Source organism: Sphingobium sp. CR28 (assembly GCF_052327305.1).
GTDB lineage: Bacteria > Pseudomonadota > Alphaproteobacteria > Sphingomonadales > Sphingomonadaceae > Sphingobium.
The window spans coordinates 1,780,308-1,798,041 of sequence record NZ_CP182486.1; the positions used below are offsets into that span (position 1 = coordinate 1,780,308).

The window sequence follows — 17,734 nt, forward strand, 5'->3', positions numbered from 1 at the left end:
GGCTGCAGTTAGGCCGTGAGCAGCCATTGCGCAACGTCTCGACAAGCGGCAGGGCGAGCGCCTATCCACTGACGCATGAGCGATCTCATCACTGTGGACATGCTGGCAGGGCAACTCGGCGACCCCGCCTTGCACCTCCTCGACGCGACCTACCTGCCTTTCAATCCGGAGCGTGACGCGCAGGCCGAGTATCGCGCGGGCCATATACCCGGCGCGCTGTTTCTCGATCTCGCAACGCTCTGCGATCCCGACGATCCACTGCCATCGACCGTACCGGACGTGGCAATCTTCGCCGACCGCATGGCCCAGCTAGGCGTGACGCGGGAGAGTCGGATCATCCTCTATGACAATTCGCCCCATGCAACGTCAGCGCGAGCCTGGTGGCTGATGCGGCTGTTTGGTGCGCGCGATGTCGCGATCCTCGACGGCGGACTCCGCGCGTGGAAAGCGTCGGGTCGTGATCTGGAGGTCGGCGTCGGCGCGCCTCATCCGATTGCGCCGGAAGCGACGGGCTTTACGACTCGCGACGACGCGATGATCCGCTTCCTGCCGGCCATGAAGACAGTGGTGGCGGAGGGCACAACCCAGATCGTCGACGCGCGGGGAGCGCCCCGCTTCACCGGCGCGGAGACGGACCCCCGGCCCGGCGTTGCGCCCGGACATATGCCGGGCGCAAAGAACCTGCCTTATGGTCAGTTGCTGGATGAGACGGGGAAGTGGAAATCGCCTGAGCGCATCGCCACCGCATTTCAGGCGGCCGGGGTCGATCCGCATGCGCCGATGGTGCTCACTTGCGGATCGGGCATCACCGCTGCCGGGCTGCTCTTCGGCGCCCATTTGCTCGGCAATGATGCGACCACCCTCTATGACGGAAGCTGGTCCGAATGGGGCGCGGAACCGGATACCGCCAAAGTGACGGGGCCGGCATGAAGGACGACACGGGGAAGGATCTCGGCGCCGCGACCCGCCTCGCCCGCGCCGGCCGCCGAACTGAGTGGACCGGCATGCCCGATCAGCCCGGCGGCATCGTCAATCCGCCCGTGTGGCGCGCATCGACCATCCTTTACGAGAATGTCGCGCATTTGCGCGCCGCGACAAAGGACACGCATCAGCGCCTCTTCTATGGCCGCAAGGGCACACCCACGAGCTGGGCGCTGGCTGAGGCAATCAATGGGCTGGAGCCGGAAGCTGCAGGCACAATGCTCTACCCTTCCGGCGTCGCGGCGATCGCTGGAGCCCTGCTCGCGGTGCTCAGGCCCGGCGACCAGCTTCTCATGGTGGACACCGCTTATGATCCGAGCCGCGCGATGTGCCACGGGTTGCTCAGCGACTTTGGCGTCGAGACGATCTTCTACGATCCGCTGATCGGCGACGGAATCGAGGCGCTCTGCACGGAGCGCACGCGTGCGATCTTCATGGAAAGCCCCGGCAGCCTGACTTTCGAGGTACAGGACGTCCCGGCTATTGTCGCTGTAGCCAGACGGCGCGGCATCATCACGTTGATCGACAATACCTGGGCGACGCCGCTGCTGCTCCCGGCAATGGGCCTCGGCGTCGATATCTCGATCCTCGCCTGCACGAAATATATTGTTGGCCACAGCGACGTGATGATGGGATCGGTCAGCGCGAACGCCGCGCATTGGCCAGCGATCCGCGACCGCGCTTTTGGTCTCGGCCAGATCGTCAGCCCGGACGACGCATGGCTGGCGCTACGCGGTCTCCGCACGCTCGACATGCGACTGAAGCGCCACGGCGAAAGCGCATTGGCCGTTGCACAGTGGCTCGCCGCGCAGGACGAGGTCGCAGCCGTCTATCATCCCGCGCTGCCGACGTCCGTCGGGCACATATGCTTTGCACGCGACTTCAAAGGGCCGAGCGGCCTCTTCTCCTTTGCGCTCAAGGGCGGTCGCACAGCTGCAGCCGACGACGCGAGAGCCGCGCTGGTGGATTCCCTCGCCCTGTTCGGCATCGGCTACAGCTGGGGCGGCTACGAGAGCCTTGCTCTCCCTGTGGACCCGGGCCGCTACCGTAGTGCCACGGATTTTGCCGCGCCCGGCCATCTCGTGCGCCTGAACATCGGCCTCGAAGAACCAGTCGATCTCATCTCCGATCTGGAGCGAGGATTGGCGGCGTGGCGGAGGGCGATGGGAGGCTGAGGCCCCATGTCCCCGACTGAAGTCAGCTCCCCCGCCGTGCGGTCACAATCTTCACGGTCGGGGCGAGCATCTGACCCTTCATCGCGCCCACGCCCGCGGTCGGGCTTTTGGGGCCGGTCGCTATGGCCTTCACGACATCCATGCCGCTGGTGACATGGCCGAAGACAGCGAAGCCCTGATTGTCGCCCGTCGCCTTCGGGTCTGCATCCAGGCCCTTCATCTCGCCGATGATGATGAAAAAATCGCCATTGGCCGATCCGGGCGCGCCCCGCGCCATGGAGATGGCGCCGTCATCATGAGTAAGGCCAGTCTTGCTGGTCGGCTCATGAGCGATGCCTTTCAGCACCCGTTTAGGGTCATGCTGGGTGCCCCCTTGAATAAGGCCGATATCCGGCCGCTCCGGGAAGGTGAAGCCGCGATAGAAGACCGTGCCGTCCAGCCGCTTCTGATCGACATAGCGCAGGAAATTGCCGGCGGTGATCGGCGCGCGCTCAACCTCCAGCGCCAGCGTAATCGTGCCGGCACTCGTCACGAGCGTCACGGGCACCGTCTTGTAAGCCGGCTGAACCGGAGGCCCGGCTGGCGCTGGGGCAGGCGGCGGCCCGCCCTCGGGTGCAGGCGCGGTCTGAGCAGCAAGGGGAACCGGCGTGAAGGCGAGCGCGGCAGCTAGAAGTGTGCGGATCATCATGCGCCGACGATAGCGCAGCACGCGCGCGCATTGAAGCCTCGTGCTTGCACCCTCGCCATCGGCGATGCACGGGTTTATAGGCGCGCCATGCACGCGCTCGCGCTCATCGCCCTTTTCCTCGTCACGCTCGCCGGCATGGAAGGCTTCGCCTATGTGATGCATCGCTGGGTGATGCACGGACCGGGGTGGGTGCTCCATGCCAGCCATCATCGTCCCCGAACCGGCTTCTTCGAGGCAAACGACCTCTATTTCCTGATCTTCGCGGCACCTTCCATTCTGCTCCTGCTCGGCGGCGTGCAGCTGGGCTGGGGCGATTGGGCGACGGCGGTGGGCGCCGGCATCGCGGCCTATGGAGCCATTTATCTCGGCTTTCACGACATCATCGTCCACCAGCGCGTGGCCCATCGTTATGTACCGCGTGGCCGCTACATGAAGCGCATCGTGCAGGCGCACAGGCTGCACCATGTCGTGGAGACGCGGGAAGGCAATGTCAGCTTCGGCTTCCTCGTTGCGCCCGCCCCGGAAACGCTCAAGCGCCAGCTCGCGGGTCTGCGTGCCGGCATCCGCGCGCCGACGGGTCCGGATCAGCCACCGGCGAGATAGGCTTCGCGCACGGCCCTTTTGTCGATTTTCTCCGTGCCGAGGCGCGGGAGGGGGGCAACGGAGATGGCGATAGCGATGGGGCGCTTGAACGGTGCCAGTCCAGGAGCGACGAGCGAACCGAGCGCCGCCTCGTCCAGCACGGAGCCGTCTCGTAAGCGCACCGCCGCGACGGGAACCTCGCCCAGTCGCTCATCGGGCACGCCGAAGACGCTGCACTCCAGCACATCTGCAACCCCGTAGAGGGCCGCTTCGACCTCCGCGCAGGCGATATTCTCGCCGCCCCGAATGATGATGTCCTTCTTACGGTCGACGATGAAGAGATAGCCCGCCTCGTCTTGATAGCCGATGTCGCCGGTCAGCGCATGGCCCGAGGGGGTAAAGAGCGCCGCGCTCTCTTCGGGTTGATTGCAATAGCCTGAGATATTGGCGATCGAGCGGATGCCGATCTCGCCGACATTCCCCGCCGGCAGAACAGTCCCGTCGGCTCCGAAGATCGCGACGTCGACGATCGGACTCGTAGGTAGCCCGGTGCTTGCTGGTCGCTCGGCATAAGACGCTCGCGCAATGTTGCAGCCCACGGCATTGGTCTCGGTGAGGCCATAGCCAAGCACCGGCGCGGCGGTGGGGAGGCCGGCGGAGATACGCGGCACATGCTCGGGCGGTCGGGGCGCGCCGCCCGCTGCAATGTCTGTGAGCGAGGAGAGATCATAGTCATCCCGCCGAGGGTGGGTCACGATCTCGTCACCCATCAGCGGCACGCCGATAAAATAAGTGACGCGCTCTGCCGCGATCAGCCGCATCGCTTCCTCCACATCCCAGCGGGGCATGAGCACCAGCTTGCGGCCAGCGACAAAGCTGGTGAGCAACAGCGCCACTTCCGCGGTCACGTGGAACAGCGGCAGGTTGAGCAGCGAAGCGGGCGGCATGGGCGGCCGCCCTTCCTCGGCGAGGACGCCTGCGAAAGCCGCCATAGCGCTGGCGAAACTCATCGCCGCCTGCACCTTGGCCCGATGCGTGGAAATGGCTCCCTTGCACGTGCCTGTCGAGCCGGAGGTGAAGAGGATTGTTGCATGAGCATCCGGCCCCAGGGTCGGCAGCACCTGGTCAGCCCCCTTCCCCCTATCGAACGCCGCCAGCGCGCTCTCGATCGGCCCATCAAGGTCGAGCGGCACAATCGGCAGCTCCGGCAGATCTCCGCTCAGCGCCTGCGCGCGCCGCGCGTCCGCAATGACGAGGCGGCAATCAGCGTCGCGGATCGCCCGGGCCATTTCTGGTCCGGTCCAGAAGGCATTGACGAGGCAGGCCACCCCGCCCGCCATCATGATCCCCATATAGGCGATCACCCACCCGGCGCCGTTGCGGGCGGCCAGCGCGACATAATCGCCCGGCGCCACGCCATGCCTCGCGATTAGACCTGCCGCGACCTGCCCCGCACGCGTGTAAGCCTGTGCGAAGCTCAGTCGATCCTCGCCATCGACGAGGAAGGTGGTGTCGCCATATGTACCGGCGGCAAAGGCGAAGAGACCCGGCAGGTCGGGCGGTGCCCTCAGAAACGCGGGATAAGTTGCGCCGCTTAGTGTCGCGCTACCCAGCGCAAAGGGCGCATCGGGAGCAATCAATGCCTGCCTGTGACGATCGATTGCCGCATCGAGCGGGTGAACCATGTTCACGATCCTCCTCTCCGGCCTTGGTCTGGCTTTCGTCTTCAACTATGCAGGCGAAAATCCCTGGGGGAAAGCCTTTGAGTTTCGTTCACTTCGCCGCTGCCGCCAGTGCCGCCGTTCAGCCCATCCAGTTCACGGACCTCGGGCTTGATCCCGTGGCGCTCGACCTCGGCTTCTTCACGATAAAGTGGTACAGCCTGGCCTATCTGGCCGGCATCCTCATCGGATACTGGTATCTCACCCGCCTTCTGCGCGAGCCTGGCGCTCCCATGGCACGACGGCACGCGGACGACATGATCTTCTATGCCACGCTCGGCATCATCATCGGCGGGCGACTGGGCTATATTATCTTCTACCAGCCCTCGATCCTCGCAAATCCGCTCGATATCCTCAAGCTATGGCAAGGCGGAATGTCACTTCACGGCGGCACGATCGGTGTGCTCATCGCCATTTGGTGGATGACACGGAAAGAACATCTCTCTTTCCTGCGGGTGTGCGACTATGTCGCCTGCGTCGTGCCCTTTGGCCTGTTCTTCGGCCGGCTCGCAAACTTCGTGAACGGCGAACTTTGGGGCAAGGTGACCGATGTGCCTTGGGCCATCGTCTTTCCGGATGGGGGCGCGCTGCCCCGTCACCCGAGCCAGCTTTATGAGGCGGCGCTCGAAGGTCCGCTGCTTTTCGCCATCCTCGCATGGTTCTTCTGGCGGACGGATGCGCGCTACCACCCCGGCAAGCTGTTCGGAATCGCGGCGATCGGCTACGGCGCGGCCCGTTTCTTCGTCGAATATTATCGCGAAGCGGATCAGCAGCTTATGGAGTTCGCCGAGCGCACAGGGCTTCATATGGGCCAATGGCTCACTATCCCGCTGCTGGTAGGCGGCCTCTATCTGGTCGTGACGTCGAAGGGACGGCGCACGCGCGTCGAGCCCGTGGCCGGCAGCAAGAGTGTCAGCTAAAGCACCGGAAGCCGCGCCCTCGCTTCATGATTTCATGAGCGCGGCCAACGCGACTTATTATGGATCGCGCGATCCGCTCGGCGCGTCGGGCGACTTCATCACCGCGCCAGAGATTAGCCAGATGTTCGGTGAACTCGTCGGCCTCTGGGCCGCCGACCTCTGGCATCGCGCGGGCGCGCCAACCGATACCGCCTATGTGGAACTAGGGCCGGGACGCGGAACTCTGGCTGCCGACGCAATGCGGGCTATGGCCCGCGCAGGGCTGACGCCCCCGGTACATCTCGTCGAAACCAGCCCCACGCTGCGGAGCGCGCAGGCGGAACGCGTGCCCGCCGCACAATGGCACAACACGATCGACACGTTGCCTGCGGACCGGCCGCTGCTCATCGTCGCGAACGAGTTTTTCGATGCCCTGCCGATCCGTCAGTTCGTGCGGACAGGGCGTGGCTGGCGCGAACATCTGATGATGGATGGAAGGCTGGTCGCAGGCGAGGCTGACTGCGCGGCCGAGATTCCCGTCGCGCTGGCCGATGCTCCGCTCGGCGCGATCGTCGAGCAAAATCCGGCGGCCGAGACGATCATGGCGACGCTCGCCGCGCGCCTCGCAAGGCAGGGCGGGGCGTTCCTTATCGTCGATTATGGCTATGAGGGGCCGGCCACCGGCGATACGCTGCAGGCCGTAATGAATCATCGCTTCGCCGACCCACTCGCTGAACCCGGAAGCCGCGACCTCACGGCCCATGTCGATTTCTCGATGCTGGCCATGATCGCGCGGGCACAGGGTTTGCTGACGAGCCCTGTCGTCGGGCAGGGCATGTTCCTCAAGGCGCTGGGTATTGATGCGCGCGCTCAGGCTCTTGCTCGCGCAAACCCCGCTCGCTCGGACACTCTGTTTGGCCAGCGCGACCGTCTCACCAAAGACTCGCAGATGGGTCGGCTCTTCAAGGTTTTGGCCGTGCGCCACGCGGACTGGCCCATGCCGGCAGGCTTCGCGTGAGCGGTTCGGAGGCCCCTGCACCGGAGCGGTTGGTGAGCGCAGCACTGTCCGCCACTGCTCATGGCTTCTTCGGCCGGCGAGGCGGTGTGACCACCGGGCCAATGGCCTCGCTCGATATGGGCCGTCGGGGAAGCTCGGAAATCAGTCCCGAACTGGCTGAAAATCGCCGGCGCGTGATCGCCGCGACCTTGCCGGGCGCAGCGTTGGTGAGCGTGCATCAGGTCCATTCGCCGGATTGCGTCACCGTCTCCGCCCCTTTCGACGAGGCCAATCGGCCGCAGGCGGACGCCCTGGCAACTTCTACACCCGGCCTGCTGCTGGGCATTCTCACAGCCGATTGCGTGCCGGTGCTTTTTGCCGACGAAGCGGTCGGCGTGATCGGGGCGGCTCATGCCGGCTGGAAAGGTGCGATTAGCGGCGTCACGGATCGGACGATCGCGGCGATGGAGGCGCTGGGCGCCGAGCGCAGCCGGATCGTTGCCGCAATCGGTCCCTGCATCGGGCGCGCGTCCTACGAAGTGGGCGACGATTTCGCTCGCCGCTTCGAAGACGAGGCTGCGGAAAACGAGCGCTTCTTCACACCGGGCCGTCCCGGACATCAGCTGTTCGATATCGAAGGCTATGTTGCGCACCGCCTTGCGCAGGCCGGCGTCAGCCGCGTCGATTGCCTGGGCGAGGATACGCTCTCTCAGCCGGACCGCTTCTACAGTTACAGGCGTTCGTGCCTTGCCGGCGAGCCGGATTATGGCCGGCAGATTTCCGTGATCGGCTTGGCCCACGCGGGGAAATAGTCGCTCAACTACGCGCCGCAATCGGGGGATGGCCCCGGCCACTCCTCACCAGTGAGCGATCGTCCAGCCGCGCACTTTCGCGAGCTGCGCCAGCGGTGCGTGTGGATTGGCGGCGGTGGGCTGATCCGCGAATTCCAGAAGCGGCGCGTCCGAGACGTGATCGGAATAAGCGCGGATGTGGGAGTCGCCCCGCTCGATACCTTGTTTTTTCATCCACGCCTCGATCATGCGGAGCTTTGCGACGTCGTAACAGTTGTCTCCTGCAATCTTCGCCCGCACATAGTCGAGTTCCTGCCCCATATGGTCCGTCGCGATCACATCATCGAAACCAAGCCGTCGGGCGATCGGCTCCACGTAGAGACGATAGGAGGCAGAGGCCATGACGAGCCGATACCCGTCCGCCTTGTCACGCGCGATCTGCTCGAGCGCGCCGGCGCGAATATTGTCGGAAATGACATGATCCGCGAAATTCTCCACCGCCGGCATCAAGCGTGCGCGCGGCACGCGCCCGCCCAGCATCAGCGCCTGATTGAGTTCCTTGGAGCGCGATCGCGAGATCAGCTTCAGGACATAGGCAATCAGCACCAGAGGCACGAGCGGCGCGAAGATGAGGCGCCAAGGCGCAAGCCGGAGCGACGTGCGCAGCAAGAAAGGGGTGTAGGTGCCGTGAACCGTCACAGTCCGGTCCATGTCGTAAATTGCTACGCGTGCCGTCATATCCATCCACATCGGTTTCACGGCCGGCCGATGCTACGGCTCGCCCTATCTACTTGCTGAGTAGGACAATCTGCCCCACTGTGCACCCATCTATGTCGCAACAGGCTGATCTTGAGGAACGGAATGAGGGGGACGGCAATGCCGTCGCGCTGTCCGGCAACCTTTCTCTCGCCTGTTTGGGCACCTTGCCCGATCGGCTCGATTCGGTCGAGGGACCGATCACTCGTGTCGATCTCTCCGCTGTGGGCCATATCGACACCATTGGGGCGTGGGTTGTTCATCGCTTTGCTCAGGAGCGCGGTGCCAGGATCGAAGGCGCGGGAGAGGAAGCCGCCCGTCTGCTCGATGTCGTGGGACGCAACGACATGCCGTGTGACCGTGCGGCACGCCCTGTCCCGGCGCTGCAGCGGGTCCTCGCCCAGATCGGTGAAGCGACGATCACCACTGGACATACGCTCCTCGGCCTCATCAATTTCCTCGGCGCCACGGTCATCAGCTTCTTCCAGCTGCTCCGCCATCCCAGCCGGCTTCGGCTCAACGCAGTCGTGCAGCGATTGGAAGTAGTCGGCGTTGCTGCCCTCGCCATCATTGGCCTTATGAGCTTTCTCATTGGCATCGTCATTGCCCAGCAGGGTTCGGTGCAGCTCGAACAGTTCGGCATGGAAGTGCTGACCGTGAACCTGGTCGGGCGGCTTACATTCCGTGAACTTGGCGTGCTGATGACCGCGATCATGGTCGCTGGCCGGTCCGGCTCCGCCTTTGCCGCGCAGATCGGCACGATGATGCTCAACGAGGAAGTGGATGCGATGCGAACCATTGGTGTGTCGCCGATGGAAGCGCTGGTGATGCCCCGCATCATTTCCACTGTGATCATGATGCCTCTGCTTGGCTTCTACTCTTCCCTCGTCGCGATCATCGGCGGCGGATTCTTCTGCGCGGTCGCGCTGGGCATTCCGCCTGTCACTTTCGTCCAGCGTCTGCGCGAGGTGGTGCCGATCACCGATCTCTGGATCGGCCTCATCAAGGCACCTGTCTTCGGCCTCATCATTGGTATGTCAGGCTGCTTCCAGGGTCTGCAGGTACGTGGCAATGCGGAGGAAGTGGGGCTGCGTACCACGGCGGCCGTGGTGCAGGCCATATTCCTCGTCATCGTCATCGACGCAGTGTTCGCTGTGTTCTTTACCTGGGTGGGCTGGAAATGAACGCAGAGGCGGCACAAGCCGCGGATCTAGCGCTCGAGCGCTCACTGGAACAATCCGATTACGCCATCGAAATTCAGGGGCTGGTCAATCGCTTCGGCGAACAGGTCGTGCATGACGGGCTGGACCTGCAGGTGCGCAAGGGCGAGATTCTGGGTGTCGTGGGCGGCTCAGGCACCGGAAAATCCGTGCTGATGCGCTCCATCATCGGTTTGCAAAAACCGGCGGCGGGCGAAATCACTGTGTTCGGTCAGTCGATGTCGAGCGAAGAGGATGAAGAAGAGCAGCTCGCCATTCGTCGGCGCTGGGGCATCCTCTTTCAGGGTGGCGCGTTATTCTCCACATTGACCGTTTCGGAAAATGTGCAGGTGCCGTTGCGCGAATATTATCCCCGCATGTCACAGACCCTGCGCGAGGAAATCGCAGGCTATAAGATTCAGATGACTGGTCTCCCCGGAAATGCGGGACCGAAATTTCCATCCGAGCTTTCGGGCGGCATGAAGAAGCGCGCTGGCCTAGCTCGCGCTCTCGCGCTGGACCCTGACCTGCTCTTTCTCGATGAGCCGACTGCCGGCCTCGATCCGATCGGCGCCGCCGCGTTCGATGAGCAGACGCTCGAGCTGCAGCAGACGCTGGGCCTGACTGTCTTCCTCATCACGCATGACCTCGATACGCTTCACGCCATCTGCGACCGGGTCGCGGTGATCGCCGATAAAAAGGTGATCGCGGTGGGCACAATCGAGGAGTTGCTCAAGACCGATCATCCCTGGATTCAGGAATATTTCAACGGTCCTCGCGGACGGTTGGCCATGGCGGGATCAAAGCGGCAGGAAACTGCGGCGTGAGCACGCATGGCGAAACATGGACTTGGCGCTGGCTGAAAGCCATAAGCGCCACAGGAAGCGGCGGGAACTGATGGAAACCAAGTCGAACCAAATTCTCGTGGGAGCAGTCGTGCTGCTGATGCTGGCAGCGGTTGTCGGCGCGGCTTTCTGGTTTTCCCGCATCGGTGATCGCGGCAAGAAGGACTACGATATCTTTTTCAAGACCTCAGTCAGCGGTCTTTCGAAGGGGTCCAGCGTGTCCTATTCCGGCGTGCCAGCCGGACAGGTGCAATCCATTGAGCTTTGGCCGCGCGATCCGGATTTCGTGCGCGTCCGCATCGCTATCGACGCAAAGACGCCCATCTTTCAGGGAACCACCGCAACCATTCAGGGTGTCGGGTTCACGGGCGTATCCGAAATCCAGCTCGACGGCGGTGTAAAAGGTGCTCCCGAGATCGCGTGCCCGGAAACCAATCCGGAAGCGGTTTGCCCGGCTGGCGCGCCGGTCATTCCAACGAAGCCGGGCGCGCTGGGCGAACTGCTCAGTAGCGCGCCGCAGCTTCTCCAGCGCCTGACAACGCTGACAGAGCGCCTGACCGAATTGCTCGATGACGACAACCAGAAGCATCTGGCCGGCATTCTCGCCAATGTCGACAAGCTCTCCGGCGACATTGCGAAGCGTGGGCCGCAGCTGGCCGAAACGATCATTCAGGCCCGCGCAACACTGGCCAGCGCCGCGCAGGCAGCCGACGCGCTGGCTCAGGCCGCGAACACCACCAACGCGCTGGTCACGAGCGAAGGCAAGCCACTTATCGCCGATCTGCGAAAGACCATCCAGTCCGCGCAAGGCAGCATGGAAAGCCTCGACGCGAGCCTCAAGGAGGCCCAGCCGGGTATCCGTACCTTCTCGCGTCAGACGATGCCGGAAGTGGGGCTGCTCATTCGGGATCTGCGCACGATGAGCCACGCCTTGCAGTCCGTTGCGGAGAAGGTCGACCAGCAGGGTGCCGGCTCGCTGATCGGATCACCCCGCCTGCCCAACTACAAGCCATGAAGGAAGCAAGGCTGATGACGCGCCACTCCATGATGCGGAAAGCAACCGGGACCGCGCTGCTCACCGCGTTATTCCTGACCGCGGGTTGCGTTCGTTTCGGCACCAACCCGCCCGACCGCCTCCTTGGCCTTACTTCGACGAGCAGTGTCGAGGCAGGCAAGGTCGTTACCGGCACGTCAGGAAGCGCAATTACCGTGTTGCCGCCGATCATCGCGCGGTCGATCGGTACGCCTCGCGTCGCCGTGATCGATTCGAGCGGAGCCTTTGCCTATGTGAAGGACGCGATCTGGGTCGACACGCCCGACAAGCTCTTTCAAGGACTTTTGAGCGAAACCATTGCGGTGCGGACTGGTCGGCTGGTTCTGAACCCCGGCCAGTTTATCGCTGAACCCAACCGCCAGTTGCTCGGGCAACTCATTTCCTTCGGTATCGATGCGGGTCGCAAGGAAGCAGTAGTCACGTACGACGCCAACCTGCTCGCCCCGGACGGCGCAACGATCAACAAACAGCGCTTTTCTGCCACTGCGCCGATCGGCAAGATCGACGCGAAGACCGTCGCGCCGGCAATCAGCGCCGCGGCCAACAGCGTCGCGGAGCAAGTCGCGGACTGGATCAAGGCACAGCCAGGCTGAGCTGGCCGAACCCGGCCTCAGCCCTGCAGGCTCTTCCCCGCCTGCTCCAGAACATCCTTTGAAACGCCGGGTGCAGCGACGATCCGCTCCAGTTCCGAGCGCATCATCGCGCCTCGGACCTCGTCAAACCGACGCCAGCGGCCGAGCGGCGTGACGAAGCGGGCAGCGGTCTGAGGATTGATCGCATCGAGCGCGATGATCGTGTCTGCCAGCATCCGGTAGCCCTTCCCGTCCTTGCGATTGAACGCCCACTGATTGCCGCCAAAGGCGCCGAAGAGCGAGCGCGCCCGGTTGGGGTTGGAGAGCGTGAAGTCCGGATGGCGTCCCAGTGCCTCGACGATCTCCACCGTGTCGGGATGAAGGGCGAAGGCCTGCGTCTGGAACCATTTGTCGATGACCAATGCGTTGCCCGCATAACGGTCGTGAAAAGCCGCGAGCACGGTTTCCCGCGCCTCGCTGGCGCCATTGGCGAGCACTGCAAGCGCACCCTGTCGTTCGGTCATATTGTCCGCCGTCTCGAACTGCTGCAGCGCCAACTCGGAGGCATCCTTCGCACCAGATGCGGCCAGATAGGAGAGAGACAGCGTGCGCAGACGCCGCGCAGCCTTGGCGTCGGAGGATAGAGAAAAGCCATTGCGGGCCGACCGGGCATGAATCGCGCGCCACTCGCTCTCCAGCGCGGAACCGATCTCCGCCTGCAAGTCGTCTCGTGCGCCATGTATCGCATCGGGATCGACGATCAGCATCTGGTCGCCCAAATAGGCCTCGCTCGGCAGCCGAGCTGCTTCCGCGACGAGCGCGCCATCAAGCGCCGGATCGGCAATGGTTCGCGCCACGGCTTCGATGACCGGAGCACTCTCCAGCGGCCCGCCGGAAATCCGTCCGAGCAGCACATTGACCATGAGCTGCTGCATCGCCTCGTATCGGCCGAACGGATCGTCATCATGGGCCGAGAGGAAAGACAGGTCTTGATGGGTGCGGTCCATCTCGACGATCACTGGGGCGGAAAATCCTCGATTGATCGAGAGAATCGGCGGCGTGGAGAAGCCTTTTCGTTCAACTACGGTCTCGGGGGCGGTCAAAACCACAAGCTCGTCGCCGGAATGGCTTTGCGTCTCCGGGTCGAACAGAGCCAGCCGGAGGGGAATGGCCATGGGCGCCTTCTCCGCTTGTCCTGGCGTAGCCGGCACGCTCTGTCGAAACGTCAACTTCGCAGTGCCGGTCGCGGGGTCATGGTCCATCGACACGGAGATACGCGGCGTGCCCGCCTGCGAATACCATAGGCGGAACTGCGAAAGTTCGATCTCGCCGCCGTCCTCCATAGCGCGGACGAAATCCTCGCAAGTCACCGCCTGCCCGTCATGCCGTTCGAAATAGAGATCCGTACCCCTACGGAAGCGCTCCGGCCCAAGCAGCAGAGCCATCATACGGATGAGCTCTGCCCCCTTGTTGTAGACCGTAGCGGTATAGAAGTTGCTGATCTCCATGTAGCTTTCCGGGCGGACGGGGTGGGCCAGCGGGCCCGCGTCCTCCTGAAACTGGGCCGCGCGCAGCACACGCACGTCCTCGACGCGCTTGACCGCCGGCGAGCCCATGTCGGCCGAGAAGCTCTGGTCCCTATAGACGGTGAAACCTTCCTTCAGCGACAGCTGGAACCAGTCACGGCACGTGATGCGATTGCCTGACCAGTTGTGGAAATATTCATGGGCGACGACGCCTTCCACCGCGTCATAGTCCATGTCCGTGGCGGTTTCCGGATCGGCAAGGACATAGCGCGAGTTGAAGATATTGAGCCCCTTGTTCTCCATCGCGCCAAAGTTGAAGTCCGAGACGGCGACAATGTTGAACACGTCGAGATCATATTCGCGACCATAGACGCGCTCGTCCCACGCCATGCTGTCTTTCAGCGCTTTCATGGCGTGATCGGTACGCGGCAGATCCTCCTCGCGCACCCAGATACCGAGCGCGACCGAGCGACCGCTCATCGTCGTGAAGCCGTCCGCGTTGCAGGCCAGGTCGCCTGCCACCATCGCGAAAAGATAGCAGGGCTTGGCGAACGGGTCGGTCCAGCGCGCCCAATGGCGCCCATTAGGGAGATCACCCTTTTCGACGGGGTCTCCATTGGCGAGCAGCACTGGATAGAGCGTCTTGTCCGCCTCCATCCGCACGTCGTAGCGGGAGAGCACATCGGGCCGATCCGGGAAGAAGGTGATACGACGAAAGCCTTCCGCTTCGCACTGCGTGCAGAGCAACCCGCCCGAAGCATAAAGGCCCATCAGCTTGGTGTTCGCGGCCGGGCTGATTTCCACCAGCGTTTCGATGACGTGCGCGTCGCCCACCAACGGAATGACAAGCGCTCCCTCGTCATCCATGGTCCAGTCGCCTGCCGCCAGCGTAGCGCCATCCACCCGTACCTCGACCAGCGTCAGCGCGTCACCATCCAGCCGCAGTGGTTGTTCGTGCGCCCCATTCCGCTCGACATGCAGCGTCGCGCGCACCTGCGTCTTCTGAGCATCCAGCGCCACATCGAGCGCAACCTGTGGAACAAGCCACTCGGGCGGGCGATAATCGCTGCGGAGGATGACTTTGGGGGCGGGAGCGTGCGTGCTTTGAATATCGGCCATGAACGGAACCTAGGCGTGCACGGCGGTCCATACAATCGGGCGACGTCCTTTTATGCGCCCCTCGGACTGCTCGACTTATTGGCGACATTTGCCATAAGCGCATGCATGAGCCGCCTTTTCGTCTTCGGCCTCGGCTATACCGCCCGCCACCTCTCCGCACGCCTAATCCGTGAGGGCTGGTCCGTAGCCGGCACTGGCTCGGCAGGCACCATCGATTTTGAGGATGAGCGGTCCGTCTTGCCGGAGCTTGCGGTTGCTACGCACATCCTCTCATCCGTGCCGCCTGACAAAGAGAGTGACCCGGTGTTGGCGCGCTACGGGGATGCGATCCGCTCTGCCCCGGCCCGCTGGATCGGCTATCTTTCCTCCACGGGAGTTTACGGTGACACTGGCGGCGCCTGGGTGGACGAGACCGCACCGATCGGTGCGGGGCGGCGGTCGGCAAGGGCACAGGCAGACCGGGCTTGGCAGGCACTGCGCGAAGATGTCCGCGTCTTCCGCCTGCCCGGCATCTATGGCCCCGGTCGCAGCGCCATTGAGCGCGTGCGTGAGGGCCGCGCTCACCGCATCGATCTGCCCGGCCAGATCTTCAGCAGAGTTCATGTTGACGATATCGCGAGCGGTGTGATCGCGAGTTTCGCGGGACCAGCAGGCATCTACAATCTGGCCGACGACCGCCCGGCGCCGCAGAACGCCGTGATCGAACATGCCTGCAAGCTGCTCGGTATTTCGCCGCCCCCCCTTCTTTCACTGGAAGAGGCCGCGCTGTCTCCCATGAGCCAAGCTTTTTACTCGGAGAACCGGCGGGTCGCCAACGGAAGAGCAAAGCGATTATTGGGGTGGCAGCCGCTCTACCCAAGCTATGTCGAGGGGCTCGCCGCTTGCCTCAATTCGTCTGGCGTGCCCGCAGGGCAATGACCATGCCGGCCATGGTCAGGACCGCTCCCGCGATGGACAGGTCTGTCCACCGATAGCCCTCCACCAGCGTGGAGATCGCCATGGCAATCACCGGAATCAGCATGCTGGTATAGGCCGCCCGGCCCGCCCCCATCCGCTGGATCAGGCGGAAATAGAGCGGGAAGGTGACGACCGAACCGGCAAGACCGAGATAGAGCGTGCCAAGCCAGTAACCCAGGCGCAGCTCCACCAGCGGCGGTCCAGTCGTGACCCACGCCCACACTGCATCGACCGCCGCGCCGATCGCCATCGCCCAGCTCAGCACCGCCGTCATCGGCAGGGCCCGCGCGACGGGCGCGGCCTGCATGACATTGGCCGAGGAGGCGCTCATCAAGGCGCAAAGCGTGAACCCCACGCCGGCCAGTACGGCCGAGGCGTTCGCTGGCGAGGCCCGGTATTCGTGGACGAAAAGCAGCGCTATTCCGGCTATAGCCACGAACGATCCCGCAATAAAGAACCGGCTCACCCGTTCCCCGAAAAAGAGCCATGCAAGCAGGCTGTTAGGCACCATAAGCAGAGCAAACACGAGCGCGACCAGCCCCGACGTTATGTGCGCCTCGGCCCGGTAAACAAAATTGAAGTTCAGGCAGAACTGAGCGAACCCAAGCATTGCCGCGAAAGCCAATCCACGCCAGCCAATGGCGAACGACGCGCCGGACAGTCGGGTCACCACAGCCATGCCCACTGCCGCGATGATGAAGCGGTAGCAGACCGACCAGCTCGGCGGCACGACCGCCAGCTGATCGCGGATGACGATCCAGGTCGATCCCCAGATGAGAGTGACGAGCAGGAACGGCAAGACGGTGCCGCCCTTTAACTCCCTGTCCGTAGATAGGCTCAAAGTGCCGCGATCGCGTGCGCGAGCGGCGCGACATCGGCCTCGCCATGATGCCAACTGGTGACGAGGCGAACCGCGCCCTCACCCCAATCGTAAAACTCATATCCCGAAGCCCGTAAACGTCCCGCTTCCTCCGGGCTGACACGAAGAAAAACCTCATTCGCTTCAACCGGGTGGAGCAGCCTGTCCTCTGCCCCCGCCGCAAGTCTCTGCGCGGCGCGGTTGGCCGCACGAGCGTGATCGAGCCAGCGATCTCCCTCGAGCATTGCCAGCAGCTGCGCGGCGATGAAGCGTCCTTTGGAAAGCAGGTGCCCAGCACGCTTCCGTCTCCGCCGCGCTTCTTCGACCAAAGCGGGATTGAACAGCACCAGAGCCTCAGCGTTCATCGCCCCGTTCTTGGTGAAGCCGAAGGAAAGAATATCCACCCCGCCCTGCCAGCTAAGCTCGGCGGGCGATGCGCCACTGAATGCAACAGCATTGGCGAAGCGAGCACCATCCATGTGGAGCGCGAGTCCCCTCTCCCGGCAAAATTTGCCGATCGCCGCAATCTCCGATGGCCGATAGCTCAGGCCGGATTCAGTCGCGTTGGTCAGCGATACGGCGTGGGGCTGCACCTGATGAATGTTTGGTCGAACGCGCGCGAGCCGCGAGGCCAGCGTATCGGCATCCAGCTTGCCGCCCTGCCCTGTGCATCCCATCAGCCGGGCACCGTGCGTGTAGAACTCGGGCGCTCCGCATTCGTCCGCCAAGATATGGGCGTACTCGTGGCACAGGACGCCGCCATAGGGCGGACAGAGGAGCGAAAGCGCGAGCGCGTTTGCCGCCGTGCCGGTCGAGACCCATAGCACCACCACCTCCCGCTCAAACAACGTGGAGAAGGCGGCGTCGAGGCGCCCGCTCAGCGTGTCGCCGTCATAAGCGGTATCGGGCGCATTCGCCTGCTCGATGGCGGCCATTATCGCGGGTGCAACTGGCGCGGCATTGTCGGAGAAGAAGCGCATGATGACAGAGGGGATGACGACCGGTGACCGGAC

Annotated in this window: 17 protein-coding genes; 11 read left to right on the plus strand and 6 right to left on the minus strand. The window is 63.7% G+C overall.

Features of this window, described 5'->3' with window-relative positions; translation table 11 throughout:
• Positions 1–75: 75 nt before the first annotated feature.
• Both ACNAOH_RS08560 and metC read left to right on the plus strand, forming a co-directional pair.
• Positions 76–930 carry a sulfurtransferase gene (locus ACNAOH_RS08560; RefSeq protein ID WP_443969777.1) on the plus strand — a complete coding sequence of 285 codons (855 nt, stop codon included), beginning with the start codon at positions 76–78 and terminating at the stop codon, positions 928–930.
• Positions 927–2,156 carry a cystathionine beta-lyase gene (metC, locus tag ACNAOH_RS08565; protein WP_443969778.1) on the plus strand — a complete coding sequence of 410 codons (1,230 nt, stop codon included), beginning with the start codon at positions 927–929 and terminating at the stop codon, positions 2,154–2,156. The genes ACNAOH_RS08560 and metC overlap by 4 nt, the downstream gene beginning before the upstream one ends.
• Positions 2,157–2,178: 22 nt before the next feature.
• Here the strand turns inward: metC and ACNAOH_RS08570 are convergent, their stop codons facing one another.
• Positions 2,179–2,841 carry a peptidylprolyl isomerase gene (locus ACNAOH_RS08570; protein WP_443972085.1) on the minus strand — a complete coding sequence of 221 codons (663 nt, stop codon included), beginning with the start codon at positions 2,839–2,841 and terminating at the stop codon, positions 2,179–2,181.
• A 90-nt stretch (positions 2,842–2,931) separates the two neighbouring features.
• On the opposite strand from ACNAOH_RS08570, the gene ACNAOH_RS08575 reads away from it, so the two are divergent.
• Positions 2,932–3,447, plus strand: a complete 516-nt coding sequence (locus tag ACNAOH_RS08575; RefSeq protein WP_443969779.1) for a sterol desaturase family protein — start codon at positions 2,932–2,934, stop codon at positions 3,445–3,447.
• Here the strand turns inward: ACNAOH_RS08575 and ACNAOH_RS08580 are convergent.
• Positions 3,429–5,111 (minus strand): class I adenylate-forming enzyme family protein, encoded by a 1,683-nt coding sequence (locus ACNAOH_RS08580; protein WP_443972086.1) that lies wholly within the window; start codon positions 5,109–5,111, stop codon positions 3,429–3,431. The two genes, ACNAOH_RS08575 and ACNAOH_RS08580, sit on opposite strands and share 19 nt — an antisense overlap.
• 77 nt (positions 5,112–5,188) lie before the next feature.
• Between ACNAOH_RS08580 and lgt the strand changes: the two genes are divergently transcribed.
• The 3 genes from lgt to pgeF are packed head-to-tail and all read left to right on the plus strand — an operon-like array spanning position 5,189 to position 7,855.
• The gene (lgt, locus tag ACNAOH_RS08585; RefSeq protein WP_443969780.1) at positions 5,189–6,067 is read left to right on the plus strand and encodes a prolipoprotein diacylglyceryl transferase; all 879 of its coding nucleotides are present in this window, start codon (positions 5,189–5,191) and stop codon (positions 6,065–6,067) included.
• Positions 6,057–7,064, plus strand: coding sequence for a class I SAM-dependent methyltransferase (locus ACNAOH_RS08590; RefSeq protein WP_443969781.1), 1,008 nt, complete (start codon positions 6,057–6,059; stop codon positions 7,062–7,064). Before lgt ends, ACNAOH_RS08590 begins: the two co-directional genes overlap by 11 nt.
• 29 nt (positions 7,065–7,093) lie before the next feature.
• A complete protein-coding gene (gene pgeF, locus ACNAOH_RS08595; RefSeq protein ID WP_443972087.1) occupies positions 7,094–7,855 on the plus strand; it encodes a peptidoglycan editing factor PgeF in 762 nt (253 codons plus the stop codon).
• Positions 7,856–7,900: 45 nt separating this feature from the next.
• Here the strand turns inward: pgeF and ACNAOH_RS08600 are convergent, their stop codons facing one another.
• Positions 7,901–8,572, minus strand: a complete 672-nt coding sequence (locus ACNAOH_RS08600; RefSeq protein WP_443969782.1) for an HAD family hydrolase — start codon at positions 8,570–8,572, stop codon at positions 7,901–7,903.
• A gap of 92 nt (positions 8,573–8,664) precedes the next feature.
• Between ACNAOH_RS08600 and ACNAOH_RS08605 the strand changes: the two genes are divergently transcribed.
• The 4 genes from ACNAOH_RS08605 (at position 8,665) to ACNAOH_RS08620 (ending at position 12,281) form a co-directional block, all read left to right on the plus strand.
• Positions 8,665–9,774 (plus strand): MlaE family lipid ABC transporter permease subunit, encoded by a 1,110-nt coding sequence (locus tag ACNAOH_RS08605; RefSeq protein ID WP_443969783.1) that lies wholly within the window; start codon positions 8,665–8,667, stop codon positions 9,772–9,774.
• A complete protein-coding gene (locus ACNAOH_RS08610; protein WP_443969784.1) occupies positions 9,771–10,616 on the plus strand; it encodes an ABC transporter ATP-binding protein in 846 nt (281 codons plus the stop codon). The genes ACNAOH_RS08605 and ACNAOH_RS08610 overlap by 4 nt, the downstream gene beginning before the upstream one ends.
• A 70-nt stretch (positions 10,617–10,686) precedes the next feature.
• On the plus strand, positions 10,687–11,649 hold the full coding sequence (locus ACNAOH_RS08615) for an MlaD family protein (RefSeq protein WP_443969785.1): 963 nt from the start codon (positions 10,687–10,689) through the stop codon (positions 11,647–11,649).
• A gap of 14 nt (positions 11,650–11,663) precedes the next feature.
• Complete coding sequence (locus ACNAOH_RS08620; RefSeq protein WP_443969786.1) at positions 11,664–12,281, plus strand: ABC-type transport auxiliary lipoprotein family protein; 618 nt, start codon at positions 11,664–11,666, stop codon at positions 12,279–12,281.
• A 17-nt stretch (positions 12,282–12,298) separates the two neighbouring features.
• On the opposite strand, the gene pepN is transcribed toward ACNAOH_RS08620, so the two are convergent.
• Positions 12,299–14,905, minus strand: a complete 2,607-nt coding sequence (gene pepN, locus ACNAOH_RS08625; protein WP_443969787.1) for an aminopeptidase N — start codon at positions 14,903–14,905, stop codon at positions 12,299–12,301.
• A gap of 105 nt (positions 14,906–15,010) precedes the next feature.
• On the opposite strand from pepN, the gene ACNAOH_RS08630 reads away from it, so the two are divergent.
• The gene (locus ACNAOH_RS08630) at positions 15,011–15,823 is read left to right on the plus strand and encodes an SDR family NAD(P)-dependent oxidoreductase (RefSeq protein ID WP_443969788.1); all 813 of its coding nucleotides are present in this window, start codon (positions 15,011–15,013) and stop codon (positions 15,821–15,823) included.
• Here the strand turns inward: ACNAOH_RS08630 and ACNAOH_RS08635 are convergent.
• Complete coding sequence (locus tag ACNAOH_RS08635) at positions 15,792–16,703, minus strand: DMT family transporter (RefSeq protein ID WP_443969789.1); 912 nt, start codon at positions 16,701–16,703, stop codon at positions 15,792–15,794. The two genes, ACNAOH_RS08630 and ACNAOH_RS08635, sit on opposite strands and share 32 nt — an antisense overlap.
• Positions 16,700–17,701, minus strand: coding sequence for a threonine aldolase family protein (locus ACNAOH_RS08640; RefSeq protein WP_443972088.1), 1,002 nt, complete (start codon positions 17,699–17,701; stop codon positions 16,700–16,702). The genes ACNAOH_RS08635 and ACNAOH_RS08640 overlap by 4 nt, the downstream gene beginning before the upstream one ends.
• Positions 17,702–17,734 lie beyond the last annotated feature (33 nt).